The following is a 13,001-nucleotide window of genomic DNA, read 5'->3' as shown; positions in this document are numbered from 1 at the left end:
CCCGCGGCGGAGGCTCCTCGCGCCGGAGGTCGTGCAGACGTCGGCGATGGATTGCGGGCCCGCCACGCTCAAGTGCGTGCTCGAGGGCTTCGGCGTCGGCGTGAGCTACGGGCGCCTGCGCGAGGCGTGCCAGACCGACGTCGACGGCACCTCCATCGACACCCTCGAAGACCTCGCGGAGCAGCTCGGGCTCGTGGCCCAGCAGATCCTCGTGCCGCCGGAGCACGTGCTCCTCGACGAGGCTCAGGCGCTGCCCGCCCTGGCGATCGTGCGGCAGTCGACCGGGCCGCTCCACATCGTCGTGATCTGGCGCCGGCACGGCGGCCTCGCGCAGATCATGGACCCGGGCACGGGGCGGCGCTGGGTCACGCGACGGCAGCTCGAAGCCGAGCTCTACCAGCACGAGCTGCCCCTGTCCGCGGCGGACTTCCGTGGGTGGGCCGCGAGCGACGGGTTCACGCGGCCGCTCGGGCGCCGGCTCGCGTGGCTCGGCGCTGGGACGCGGCCGATCGAGGCGGCGCTGTCGGACCGGGACTGGCGAGCGATCGCCGCGCTCGACGCCGGCGCGCGCCTGGTCACGTCGCTCGTGCGCTCCGGCGGCCTCGGGCGCGGCCGCGAGGCAGCGCGCGTGCTGGGCGCGCTGCTCGACCGAGACGCCGAGGCCGCCCGGGAGGAGATGATCCCGCCCGGCTTCTGGACGGCGCGTCCGGGGCCGGCCGACCCGTCCGGGGAGGCGATGGTCCTCACGCGGGGCGCCGTGCTCGTGCGGATCCGCGGGCGGCGGCCGCTCGGCTTCGCCCGCGCGCCGGCAGGCCGCGACGGCGCGCCGGGCGCCTCCGCCCCCGAGCCCCCGGCGCACGCCGAGGCGGTCGCTCGCGGTGAGGTGGCTGCTCGCGGTGAGGTGACCGCCGGCGGCGAGACGGCTGCTCGCGGCGAGGCGCGCCTCCCCCCCGACCTCGCGGCCGCCCTCGCGGAGCGCGAGATCCCGCCTGCGCGCGCGCTCCTCCGGATGATCCGCGAGGACGGCCTGCTGACGCCCGCCGTGCTCGCCGGCGCGCTCTTGCTCAGCGTCGCGACGGTGGTGCTGGAGAGCCTCCTCTTCCGGGGCCTGCTCCAGATCTCGAACGATCTCGCGCTGTTCGAGCAGCGCCTCGCCGCCCTCATCGCCCTCGCGGCGTTCCTCGCGGTGGAGCTCGCCCTCGATCTCTCGCTGACCACGGGGATGATCCGGCTCGGGCGCCACCTCGAGGTCCGGCTGCGGATGGCCTTCCTCGCGAAGATCCCGCGCATCGGCGATCGCTACTTCCAGAGCCGCCCGGCCTCGGACATGGCGCAGCGCGGCCACAGCTTGCACGTGCTCCGCGGCCTGCCCGCGTTCGGCGGCCAGATCGCGCGCTCGGCGCTCGACCTCGCGGTGACCACGGCCGCGATCGTCTGGATCGATCCCGGGAGCGCGCGCCTCGCCGTGCCGGGCGCCGCGCTCGCGCTCGCGCTGCCGTTCGCGGGGAACCGCGTCCTCGTCGAGCGAGACCTGCGCGTCCGCACCCACGCCGGCGCGCTCACGAGCTTCTACCTCGACGCGCTCCTCGGCCTCGTGCCGATCCGGGCGCACGCGGCGGAGCGGGCCGTGCGGCGCGAGCACGCGGGGCTGCTCGGGGAGTGGGCGCTCGCCGGCCGCGCGCTCCTCCGCGCCGCCCTCGCCGTCGACGGGGCGCAGGCGCTGATCGGCTTCGCGCTTGCCGCGTGGATCCTCGGCGATTTCCTCGCCCGCGGGGGCGCCCTCTCGCGGGCGCTCCTGCTTTTTTACTGGGCGCTCGCGCTGCCCGCCATCGGGCAGGCGCTCGCGAGCACGCTGCTCCAGTACCCGGGGCACCGCAACACGGCGCTGCGCTTGCTCGAGCCGCTCGGCGCGCCGGAGGAGCTGCGCGCCGGCGCCCCCGCGCGCGCTCCCGCGGAAGCGGCGCCGCTCGCGCAAGGGGCCGCCGGCGGCGCGGGCTGCGCGATCACCTTCGAGCGCGTGCGCATCCAGGCGGCCGGTCACGTGATCCTCGACGGGGTGGATCTGAAGATCGCGGCGGGCAGCCACGTGGCGATCGTGGGCTCCTCGGGCGCGGGGAAGTCGAGCCTCGTCGGGGTCCTGCTCGGCTGGCACCGGGCGAGCGAGGGCCGGGTGCTCGTCGACGGCCGCCCCCTCGACGGCGAGCGGATGCGCGCGCTGCGCGAGGAGACCGCGTGGGTCGACCCGTCGGTCCAGATCTGGAACCGATCGTTCCTCGACAACCTCCGCTACGGCGCGCCCGACGACGCGGCCGACTTCGGCGCCGTCGTCGAGGAGGCCGAGCTGCGCGAGGTGCTGGAGCGGCTGCCGGAGGGGCAGAAGACCCTGCTCGGCGAGGGCGGAGGGCTCGTCTCTGGCGGCGAGGGGCAGCGGTTGCGCCTGGGCCGGGCGATGCTGCGGAGCGAGGCGCGGCTCGCGATCCTCGACGAGCCGTTCCGCGGCCTCGACCGGGAGCGCCGCCGGGCGCTGCTCGCCCGGGCGCGGCGGCGCTTCCGGCGCGCGACGCTCCTGTGCGTCACCCACGACGTCGGCGAGACGCGATCGTTCGAGCGGGTGCTCGTCGTGGACGGCGGGCGCGTTGTCGAGGACGGGGCGCCGTCCGAGCTCGCGGCGCGCCCCGGCTCGCGCTACCGCGCGCTGCTCGAGGCCGAGGCAGCGGTGCAGCGAGGGCTCTGGTCGAGCGGCGGGTGGCGCCGGCTGAAGGTCGCGCGCGGGCGCATCGCCGAGGCGGCGGGGGAGGGCGCCGGAGCGCCAGGAGAGGGCGCCGGAGCGGCAGGGGAGGGCTCCGGAGCGGCAGGGGAGGGCGCCGGAGCGGCAGGGGAGGGCCAGCGGAGGTGACCGCCGAGGCGCAACCCGGGTGGGAAGCCCGGCCGGACGGGGAGGAGGCGCAACCCGGGTGGGGGGCCAGGCCGCAACCTGGGTGGGGAGCGAGGCCGGACCAGGCGGTCGATCCGCTCGGCGCCCTCGAGTGGCCGGCGGAGCGCCTCGGCGACGCGCTCGAGGCGCTCGCGACGCAGAGCGGCCTCGGCCCGCGCGCGGTCGCGGCGCCCGTCCCGGCCGCCGGGCACCTCCGCAGCGCGGACGCGCTCGGGGCGTGGATCGATCAGGCCGCGGCGTACCTCGGCGTCGAGGCGGAGCCGATCGCGGCGCGCTACGACGAGATCGGCGAGGCGCTCCTCCGCGTCGCGCCCGCGCTCGTGTGGCTGCGCGACGGCGGGGCGCCCCGCTTCCTCGCCGTCCTGGGGCGCAGGGGGCGCGACCTCGCCGCGCTCCGCGCCGACCGCTCCACGGCGCGCGTCCCGGTCGAGGCGATCGCCGGCCGCATCTGCCGCCCGATCGAGGCGCAGGTGCTCCCGGAGATCGAGCGGGTCCTCGCGCGCGCGGCCGTGCGGCCGCGGCGGCGCGCGCGCGCGCGGCGGGCCCTGCTCGACGAGCGCCTCGGGCCCGTGATCATCGATGGCATCTGGAGCCTGCGCCTGCCGCCGGGCGCGCCGCTCGCGCGGCAGGCGCAGGCCGCGCGGATCCCGCGCCGCCTCCTCGGCCTGCTCGCGGCCCACGCGGCGGCCTACACGCTCTGGATCCTGGTGTGGATGACCGTGGGGCGCAGCATCCTCGACGACCACCTCGACGAGGGGTGGCTCGTCGCCGGCGCGCTGCTGCTCGCGACGGTCGTGCCGCTGCGCCAGCTCATGGCGTGGCTGTCCGGCCTCGTCGCGATCGACTCGAGCGCGCTGGTCAAGCAGCGCCTGCTCTCTGGCGCGCTCGCGCTCGACGCCGAGGAGGTGCGCAGCGAGGGCGCGGGCCGCTTCCTCGGCCGCGTGATCGAGTCCGAGGCGATCGAGGGGCTCGCGATGGGCGGCGGCGTCGCGGCGGTCGCGTCGGCGTTCGAGCTCGCGGCGGCGGCGGCCGTGCTCGCCCAGGGCGCGGCGGGCGCGATCCACGCGCTGCTGCTCGCCGCCTGGGCGGCCCTGGTCCTCGCGCTCTGCGTGCGGTTCTACCGGCGGCGCGCGCGCTGGACCGCCGCGCGGCTCGCGATGACGCACGACCTCATCGAGCGCCTGGTCGGCCACCGGACCCGCCTCGCCCAGGAGCGCCACGGCCGCTGGCACCACGGCGAGGACGAGGCGCTCGCCCAGTACCTGCTGCGGTCGCGCGACATCGACCGGAGCCAGATCGAGATCGGCGCGCTGATGCCGCGCGGCTGGCTCATCGCCGGCATCGCCGGCCTCCTGCCGCCGTTCCTCGCGGGCACCGGCTCCGCCGGGGCGTACGCGGTGGCGCTGGGGGGCGTCCTGCTCGCGAGCCGCGCGCTCCAGGGCCTGTCGGGCGGCCTGTCGAGCCTCGCCAGCGCGGCGATCGCGTGGGAGCAGGTCTCCACGCTGTTCCAGGCGGCCGCCCGCGGCGGGCCGCCGCCGCCGCCGCTGCCCCCCGACGCGGGGCGATCGCCGGCCCGCGCGCGCGGGCAGGAGGCCGCCGAGGCCCGCGCCGTGGTCCTGGAGGCGCACGAGCTGTCGTTCCGGCACAAGGGACGGGCGCGCCCCGCGGTTGCCGACGTGTCGGTGCGGATCGCGGCGGGCGACCGCATCCTGCTCGAGGGGCCCTCGGGCGGCGGGAAGTCGACGCTGAGCGCGCTGCTCTCGGGGCTGCGCGCGCCCGACGCGGGGCTGCTGCTGCTGAACGGGCTCGACCGCCACATGCTGGGCGCCGCCGCGTGGAGGCGCCGCGTGGCGGCGGCGCCGCAGTTCCACGAGAACCACGTCCTCGCCGGGACGTTCGCGTACAATCTGCTGATGGGCAGGCGCTGGCCGCCGAGGCCCGACGACCTCGCGGAGGCCGAGGAGATCTGCCACGAGCTCGGCCTCGGCGAGCTGCTCGGCCGGATGCCGGGGGGGCTGGAGCAGGTGGTGGGCGAGACGGGCTGGCAGCTCTCGCACGGCGAGCGGAGCCGGCTCTACATGGCGCGCGCGCTGCTGCAGGACGCCGAGGTCGTGGTGCTCGACGAGAGCTTCGCGGCGCTCGACCCGGAGACGCTGGAGCGAGCGTTGCGCTGCGTGCTCCGGCGCGCGCGCACCCTCGTCGTCATCGCCCACCCGTAGCCGCGGAGAGCGCGCTTCATCGCCTTCCATCGCAAGGTCGTCAAGCCCACTTCATCGCCTCTCCCCATCTCGATGGGTCGACTCCTGTCTCGCTCTATCTCTTTCGTGTCCTCGAACACGCGCCTTGGGCAAGGAGGGAGCCCAAGGCGCGCGCTTCAGAGCGAGCTCACGTCGCGCAATTTCGCCACACAGACAGCGCCGACCTCGATGTCGGTTTGCTCCTGATCGCGCTCAGGCAGCTCCGTAAGGCACGTTGCGCTCGACAGCTGAGCAGTGACAGCGGTAGCGTCGTCAGGTGCATATCGGCGCTGGACGTCATCTGTGTTGCGCTTAGAATTCATTTCAATGCTGGAGTTCAAGACGGAGAGGCGGCTGCCCATCGGCGCAGAGGTGCTCGTCGGGAAAGGAGTCCACTTCCGTGTCTGGGCGCCGGCCAGGCGCAAGGTCGAGGTCGTCCTGGAGGCCGGGCCGGGGAGCGGCGGGGCCGCCCCGCTGCGGCCCGAGGAGGGCGGTTATTTCGCGGGGCTCGTCGCGTCTGCGGCGAGCGGCACCCGCTACCGGTTCCGGCTCGACGACGGTGAGGCGCTCACTCCCGATCCCGCCTCGCGGTCGCAGCCGGAGGGGCCGCACGGGCCCTCCGAGGTGATCGATCCCGGCGCGTTCTCATGGAGCGACGCGGCATTCCGGGGCGCCCCGCTGAAGGGGCAAGTCATCTACGAGATGCACATCGGGACCTTCACCCGGGAGGGCACATGGGAGTCCGCCGCCCGCGAGCTGCCGGAGCTCGCGCGGATCGGCGTCTCCCTGATCGAGCTGCTCCCCATCGCCGAGGTCCCCGGCCGCTTCAACTGGGGGTACGACGGCGTGAACCTCTTCGCGCCGACGCGCCTCTACGGCAGCCCGGACGATCTCCGCCGCTTCGTGGACGCGGCGCACCGCGCCGGGATCGCGGTGATCCTCGATGTCGTCTACAACCACCTCGGCCCGGACGGCAACTACCTCGGCCAGTTCTCCGGGGACTACTTCACCGATCGTCACAAGACGGACTGGGGAGCGGCGATCAACTTCGACGGCCCGCGATCCGAGGCGGTGAGGGAGTACTTCATCGCCAACGCCGGCTACTGGATCGACGAGTTCCACCTCGACGGGCTCCGGCTCGACGCGACGCAGAACATCTACGATGGCTCGAAGGATCACATCCTCGCCGCCATCGCGCGCCGCGTGCGGGAGGCGGCGAAGGGCAAGGAGACGTTCCTCGTGGCCGAGAACGAGTCGCAGGAAGAGTGGCTGATCCGCGCCGCCGAGCGGGGCGGCTACGGGCTCGACGCGATCTGGAACGACGATTTCCACCACAGCGCCAAGGTGGCGCTCACCGGCCGGAGCGAGGCCTATTACAGCGATCACGAGGGCTCGCCCCAGGAGCTCCTCTCCGCCCTGAAGCACGGGTTCCTCTTCCAGGGGCAGCGCTATCAATGGCAGAAGCAGCGGCGAGGGACGCCGGCGCTCGGCGTCGATCCGGCGCGCTTCGTCCTCTTCCTGGAGAACCACGACCAGGTCGCCAACACCGCGCGAGGCGAGCGGCTCTGTCACATCGTGAGCCCGGGCAGGCTCCGGGCGATGTCGGCGGCCCTGCTCCTCGCCCCGGGGACACCCATGCTCTTTCAAGGGCAGGAGTTCGGGTCCTCGGCGCCGTTCCTCTTCTTCGCCGACCACAACCCCGAGCTCGCACCGCTCGTGCGCAAGGGCAGGGCGGAGTTCCTCGAGCAGTTCCCGTCCTGCTCGGCGCCGGAGGTCCGCGCGCAGCTCGACGATCCGAGCGACCCGCGGACGTTCGAGCGCTGCAAGCTCGATTTCTCCGAGCGCGAGCGGAACGCCGCCCTCTACGCCCTCCACGAGGACCTCATCGCGCTCCGCCGGCGCGATCCGGTGATCCGGGCCCAGCGCCCGCGCGGCGTCGACGGGGCCGTCCTCTCGGCCCACGCCTTCCTCCTGCGCTACTTCGGCGACGACGGCGACGACCGGCTGCTCCTCGTCAACCTCGGGCGGGACATCCATCGAGGGTCGTTGCCGGAGCCGCTCTTCGCCCCGCCGCCGGGGCGCCGCTGGGAGACGTCGTGGTCCAGCGAGTCCCCCCGCTACGGGGGCCAAGGCAGTCCACCTGTCATCACCGAGGAGGGCGTCCACATCCCGGGCGAGGCGGCGATCCTCCTCCACCCCGTGGTCGGGACGCCGGTCCCCGAGAAGACGAGCGCCAATCCGCGCCCGGAGGAGCCCAAGAAGCATGTACGCTGACGAGATCTGCCGGAGGATGGTCTGGTCCCGGGGCGCCGCCCCCACCTCGCAGGACGACGCCGAGCGCGGCTCGGACCCGCTCACGCGGGAATGGCTCGTCACGAACGGCCTCGGCGGTTACGCGTCGGGCACCGTCTCCGGCGCTGTGACCCGCCGCTTCCATGGACTGCTGATCTCCGCGCTGCCGGCCCCCCTCGGTCGCACCATGATGCTCAGCGATCTCTCCACCCGGATCTTCACCGCGGAGGACAGGGTGTACCAGGTGGGCGGTCAGGAGCCCTGGCTCGACGACGGCGCCGCGCGGGTCATCGATCTCGCCGAGTTCCGCCTCGAGGCCGGGCTCCCCGTCTGGCGCTACGAGGGCGCGGGGATGGCGATCGAGCGGCGCCTCCTCATGCCTCACGCGCAGAACACGGTCCATGTCACGTACACGCTCGTCGAGGGGACGGGCCCTGTGCGGATCGAGCTCCAGCCGTGGGTGAATTTCCGGCCGCACGAGGGCGCGCTCGATCGGCCGGTCGCGGGCCCCTATGCGCTCACCGTGGTCGAGGATCGCTACGAGCTCGCGTCTCCGGGCGAGCTGCCGCCGCTCCGGCTGAAGGTCCAGGGCGCTCGGGCCGAGTTCAGGATCGAGAGCGCCCGCCTGCGCAACGTCCGCTACCGGATCGAGCAGAGCCGCGGATACGACGCCGTCGGCGAGTTCTACAGCCCTGGCCTCTTCAGCCTCGAGCTCCCGGTCTCCGGCAGCGCGACCCTGATCGCGTCCACGGAGGCCTGGGAGACGCTCAACGCCCTCTCCACGGACGAGGTGCAGCGCGCGGAGCGCAAGCGCCGGACGCGGCTCCTGCTCGCCGCGGCGCCCGAGGTCCGCAGCGGGCCGGCGGCGGAGCTCGTCCTCGGCGCCGATCAGTTCCTCATCAGCCCCGCGGGCCGCGTCGAGGACGCCGCCCGGGCCCGGGCCGCGGGCGACGAGGTGCGCACCGTCATCGCGGGCTATCACTGGTTCACCGACTGGGGCCGGGACACCATGATCAGCCTCGAGGGGCTGACGCTCGTCACCGGGCGCCACACCGAGGCGGGCTACATCCTCCGCACGTTCGCCCATTACGTGAAGGACGGGCTCATCCCCAACATGTTCCCGGAGGGCAAGAACGACGGGCTCTACCACACCGCCGACGCCACCCTCTGGTTCTTCCACGCGCTCGATCGCTACCTGGCGACCACCGGGGATCGCGAGACGCTCCGGCTCATCCTCCCCACGCTGATCGATATCGTCGAGCACCACACCCGCGGGACGCGCTTCGGCATCCGCGCCGACCCGCAGGACGGCCTGATCCGCCAGGGGGAAGAGGGAGTTCAGCTGACCTGGATGGACGCGAAGGTCGGCGACTACGTGGTCACGCCACGCCGGGGGAAGCCCGTGGAGATCAACGCGCTCTGGTACAACGCCCTGCGCCTCATCGAGCGCTGGGCGCGCGAGTCCGACGGCGACGGCGCGGCGAGGCGCTACGGCGCGGCCGCCGAGCAGGTCAAGGCCTCCTTCAACCGGCGCTTCTGGTCCGAGAAGCACGGCTATCTCTACGACGTGATCGACGGCGAGCAGGGCGCCGACGACGCCTTCCGTCCGAACCAGCTCCTCGCGATCTCGCTGCCTCACCCCGTCCTCGAGCCCGCGCGCTGGAAGGGGATCGTCGATCAGGTGAAGGAGCGGCTCTGGACGCCCGTGGGCCTCAGGTCGCTCGCGCCGGGGCACCCGGACTACAAACCGAAGTACTTCGGCGACCTCCGCGCGCGGGACATGGCCTATCACCAGGGCACCGTGTGGGGGTGGCTCATGGGCCCGTTCATCGACGCCTGGCTGAAGGTATATCCCACTGACCTCGCCGGGGCGCGGCGCCTTCTCGAGGGCTTCGCGCCGCACCTCGATGAGGCCTGCGCCGGCTCGATCAGCGAGATCTTCGACGCCGAGCCGCCGTTCACGCCCCGCGGGTGCGTCGCCCAGGCGTGGAGCGTGGCCGAGGTGCTGCGCGCCTACGCCAGGACGGCCCCCTCGGGGGGCTGAGCGCGTCCTGCCGGCAGGGAGCGCCTCGGCCTCACTTCAGCGCTGCGCGCAGCGCGTGGACCGCTTGGGTCTGCGTCGGCTGATCGAGGAACCCCGCGAGCCACGCAGGATCGAGCTCGGGAAGGAACGCGCTCCGCGCGCTGAGCTGGTACCGCTCACCCGAGAGCGCGAAGATGCGGAGGCCCTCGTCGCGGTCCCACACCCAGACCTCGGCGACGCCGAGGCCACGGTAGATCTCCAGCTTGTCGAGACCTCCGTGCGTCCAGACGACCTCGATCGCCAGGTCTGGCACTTCTTTGTTCGTGTCGCCGACGATGTAGCACTCGTCGGGTTCGGCCCCGCGCTCCTTCGGCGCGTTGCGGAGCGTCCACGCGCCGTATCCGCTGAGCTCGATGCCGCACCCATCGCAATAGGCTTCGAGGAGCCGCGCGATGGTTTTCTTGACCCCTTCGTGACTGCGGGACGGGCTCATCAGCTCGATCGCTCCGTTCAGGTAGTACATGCGCACGCCGGCCCGGTCCCCTCGCACGGCGAGGAGGATCTCGTAGTCCTTCCACGTCATCCCGTAGAGGATGACGCGCTGGTCGCTCTCCTCGTGACGGGGCCGCGGTCGCTCGGCCTCGGGGGCGGAGTTCGTCGGGGCAGACTGCATGGGCCAGAGGATACCCGATGATGGAGCCGGCGGCGAGCGCTGGCAGGCGCTGGGCGCCTGTCTCCCCGACTCCCTTTTCGATTTTTTCTTGCCAAAAATACCAACGAGAGGAGGGTTTTGTCCGCCTCAGAACACCACAGGCACCGCCGCCGGGCCGCGGATCGTGGGCCATTCGCTCCATACGATGTCGCGGGTCGAGGTGGCGAGCTCGATGCGCGGCAGCCTCCGGAGGAGCGTCGAGAAGGCGATCGCCGCCTCGATCCGCGCGAGCATCGCGCCCAGGCAGAAGTGGATACCGCCCCCGAAGCCGATGTGCCGGTTCGGCGAGCGGCCGATATCGAAGCGATCCGGATCCGGAAAGTGCTGCGGATCCCGGTTCGCGGCGAGGAGCCCCGCCGCGACCCCTTCTCCCGCCGGCACGCGGGCGCCGAACAGCTCGATGTCCTCGAGCGACCAGCGGATCGTCGAGAGCTCCGCCGGCCCCTCGCAGCGCAGCGCCTCTTCCACCGCGGAGCCGACGAGCCCGGGGTCCTCGTCCAGCCGGCGCCGCTCCGCGGGGTGCGAGAGCAGGAGGAGCATGCCGCTCGCGATGAGGTGCACGGTGGTCTCGTGGCCCGCGACGAGCAGCAGGAACACCATGCTCGAGAGCTCCGCCGGGCTCAGCTTGTGCTCCTGCTCCTCGGCGAGCAAGAGGCCGCTGATCAGGTCGTCGCGCGGGGCCTTGCGGCGCGCGTCGGCGAGCGCCCGGAAGTACGCCGCGAACTCCTCCACCACGGGCTGGGCGCGCTCCACGAACTCGCGATCTTTCGCGGGCGCGAGGAGGATCTTCGTCCACCGGCGGAACCGGCCGCGATCCTCGACGGGGAGGCCGAGCAGCTCGGCGATCACCGCGGTGGGGAGCGGAAACGCGAAGTCTGCAATGAGCTCCATCCGGCGCCGGTCGATCACCGCGTCGATGAGCCCGTCCGCGATCTCCTGGATGCGCGGGCGCAGCCCTTCCATCATCCGCGGCGAGAAGGCCCGCTGGACGATGGCCCGGAGCCGCGTGTGATCCGGCGGATCGGCGTCGAGCATGTGCTGATCCATGAAGGTCGTGCGGTCGCTGAGCGGGAAATAACGCCGGCGCACCTCGTCGGGGAGCTTGCGGAAGTCGCGGATCAGGCGCGGATCCTTGAGGAGCTCCACGCAGTCGTCGTAACGCACGGCCACCCAGATGGGCACATCGAGGCGGGGGTGAACGAGGCGATGCAGGCGCCCCGCGGCCCGCATGCGCGCGTAGATCGCGTGCGGCTCGGCGCGGCTGCTCGGATGGAACAGCTCCGGAAAAGCGTCCTGGTCGACCATGATTCCCCCGTTTCATGGCGTCCGGACGTTCGAGGTGATGCTCGCGTCACGCCGGATCGCGAGGTGTGCATGGTGGAGAACCGCGCGCCGTCAAGCCGCGGTCGGAGGGCTGCGCGCCGCCGACCGTCGAGCCGCGGCGTCGGAGCTCGAGCGGGCCGCGCTCGACCTTCAGGGCGCGTCGCTCGCGCCGAGCAGCCGCGAGATCAGCGTGTGCTCCACGTCGTCGAGCGCCTCGCGCAGGAACGCCGGGTCGTCGAGGCGGATCGCGTCGTCCCCCTCGCGCGCCTCGACGGGCAGCTTGTTCCTGAGGCTCGCGAACTCACGCAGCAGCGAGGACAGGCCCGCCTCGTCGTCGCGCAGCGCGCGCAGCGACCGCGTGAGCTGGCCGATCGCGTCGTCCCGCTCCTCGAGCGCGCCCACCTGGAGCGGCGAGATCGTCCGGGAGAGCACGCGCTCGATCCAGAGCGCGCCGCCCAGATCGTTGGCGATCGCGCGGATCTGCCCCGTCCAGCGCTCGAAATCGGCGCGGAGCGCGGCGTGCGCCTTCGTCGCGCCGCACAGGAAGACCCGCGCGGCCAGCGTGCGCCCGTCCGCCTCGGCGAGGCGCCGCTCGAGCTCCTCCCGCGTCAGATCCACGATGTCGTCGGCGCTCGCGGCCGCGGAGAGATCGACCTCGCACGCGCTCCACCGCACGACGTCGAGGGGGCGGTGCTCGACCGAGGTGATTCGGCCGTCGTCCACCGCGACGAGGAGGGCGCCCTTCTCGCCGGTCTCGCGGGCGTGGCGGCCCTGGAGGTTGCCGGGGAACGCGATGTACGGATCGCGCGAGAGCACCTCCCGGGTGTGCACGTGGCCGAGCGCCCAGTAATCGTATCGCTTCCCGACGAGGGTGTTCAGGCTGCAAGGAGCGTAGTTGTCGTGGCCCTCGCGTCCGCCCAGGCAGGTGTGGAGCATGCCGATGTTGAAGAGGCCCGCCCGCGCGTCCGGATAACCCGCGGCGAGATCGTCGGTGACGGCCTTGGTCGCGAAGCTCTGTCCGTGGACGGCGACCCCGAGCCGCTCGAAGACGATGGACTCGGGGCGGCGGGGATCGAGCCGCCGGGCGTTTTCGGGGAGCTCCAGGTGACGCGTGATGTTGCTCTCGGCGTCGTGATTGCCGTAGAGGAGCACGACGTCCACCCGGGCGGCGCGCAGGCGGGAGAGCTGCGCGGCGAAGAACAGGCCCGTGCTGTAGTCCTTCCAGTCGCCGTCATAGATGTCGCCCGCGAGGAGCAGGAGGTCGACCTCCTCGGCGAGGCAGAGGTTCACGAGGTTCTCGAGCGCGCGGCGGGTGGCCCCGCGGATCTGCTCGACAGGGGCGCCCGGGTAACGGTCGAGCCCGCGGAGGGGGCTGTCGATGTGGAGGTCGGCGGCGTGGACGAACTTCATGGGCAGGCGCGGCCCGAGCTTAGCCGCTCGGCGCCGGGAGCGCTGCTCATCCGATGAGGATCGCGCTCG

At 73.2% G+C, this 13,001-nt stretch carries 7 protein-coding genes; 4 read left to right on the top strand and 3 right to left on the bottom strand.

The features are described 5' to 3' along the window. Nucleotides 1-46 precede the first annotated feature (46 nt). The 4 genes from WMF34_RS36435 to WMF34_RS36420 all read left to right on the top strand — a co-directional run bounded on the left by WMF34_RS36435 (nt 47) and on the right by WMF34_RS36420 (nt 9,508). Nucleotides 47-2,896, top strand: a complete 2,850-nt coding sequence (locus tag WMF34_RS36435) for an ATP-binding cassette domain-containing protein (protein ID WP_437990716.1) — start codon at nt 47-49, stop codon at nt 2,894-2,896. Next, complete coding sequence (locus WMF34_RS36430) at nt 2,893-5,154, top strand: ATP-binding cassette domain-containing protein (RefSeq protein ID WP_437990715.1); 2,262 nt, start codon at nt 2,893-2,895, stop codon at nt 5,152-5,154. Before WMF34_RS36435 ends, WMF34_RS36430 begins: the two co-directional genes overlap by 4 nt. A 345-nt stretch (nt 5,155-5,499) precedes the next feature. Next, on the top strand, nt 5,500-7,446 hold the full coding sequence (gene treZ / locus WMF34_RS36425; RefSeq protein WP_012239778.1) for a malto-oligosyltrehalose trehalohydrolase: 1,947 nt from the start codon (nt 5,500-5,502) through the stop codon (nt 7,444-7,446). Continuing rightward, nucleotides 7,436-9,508: an amylo-alpha-1,6-glucosidase gene (locus tag WMF34_RS36420; protein WP_012239777.1), complete on the top strand. Its 2,073-nt coding sequence runs from the start codon at nt 7,436-7,438 to the stop codon at nt 9,506-9,508. The genes treZ and WMF34_RS36420 overlap by 11 nt, the downstream gene beginning before the upstream one ends. Nucleotides 9,509-9,539: 31 nt before the next feature. Here the strand turns inward: WMF34_RS36420 and WMF34_RS36415 are convergent, their stop codons facing one another. The 3 genes from WMF34_RS36415 to WMF34_RS36405 form a co-directional block, all read right to left on the bottom strand. Continuing rightward, a complete protein-coding gene (locus WMF34_RS36415; RefSeq protein ID WP_012239776.1) occupies nt 9,540-10,160 on the bottom strand; it encodes a Uma2 family endonuclease in 621 nt (206 codons plus the stop codon). A gap of 126 nt (nt 10,161-10,286) precedes the next feature. Beyond that, complete coding sequence (locus WMF34_RS36410; RefSeq protein ID WP_012239775.1) at nt 10,287-11,504, bottom strand: cytochrome P450 family protein; 1,218 nt, start codon at nt 11,502-11,504, stop codon at nt 10,287-10,289. A 168-nt stretch (nt 11,505-11,672) separates the two neighbouring features. Then, nucleotides 11,673-12,932, bottom strand: a complete 1,260-nt coding sequence (locus tag WMF34_RS36405) for a metallophosphoesterase family protein (RefSeq protein WP_012239774.1) — start codon at nt 12,930-12,932, stop codon at nt 11,673-11,675. Between the last annotated feature and the right edge of the window lie 69 nt (nt 12,933-13,001).

This window comes from Sorangium sp. So ce145, from assembly GCF_051525985.1.
GTDB classification, from domain to species: Bacteria; Myxococcota_A; Polyangia; order Polyangiales; family Polyangiaceae; genus Sorangium; species Sorangium cellulosum_B.
The sequence above is the reverse complement of the archived record's forward strand: the minus strand, read 5'-3'. Positions and strand labels throughout refer to the sequence as shown.

Bases quoted from the DNA above. Each gene is read 5' to 3' on its own strand.
- WMF34_RS36435 (WP_437990716.1), top strand. From the start codon at position 47: ATGGATTGCGGGCCCGCCACGCTCAAGTGCGTGCTCGAGGGCTTCGGC.
- WMF34_RS36405 (WP_012239774.1), bottom strand. From the start codon at position 12,932: ATGAAGTTCGTCCACGCCGCCGACCTCCACATCGACAGCCCCCTCCGC.
- WMF34_RS36415 (WP_012239776.1), bottom strand. From the start codon at position 10,160: ATGCAGTCTGCCCCGACGAACTCCGCCCCCGAGGCCGAGCGACCGCGG.
- WMF34_RS36410 (WP_012239775.1), bottom strand. From the start codon at position 11,504: ATGGTCGACCAGGACGCTTTTCCGGAGCTGTTCCATCCGAGCAGCCGC.
- treZ (WP_012239778.1), top strand. From the start codon at position 5,500: ATGCTGGAGTTCAAGACGGAGAGGCGGCTGCCCATCGGCGCAGAGGTG.
- WMF34_RS36420 (WP_012239777.1), top strand. From the start codon at position 7,436: ATGTACGCTGACGAGATCTGCCGGAGGATGGTCTGGTCCCGGGGCGCC.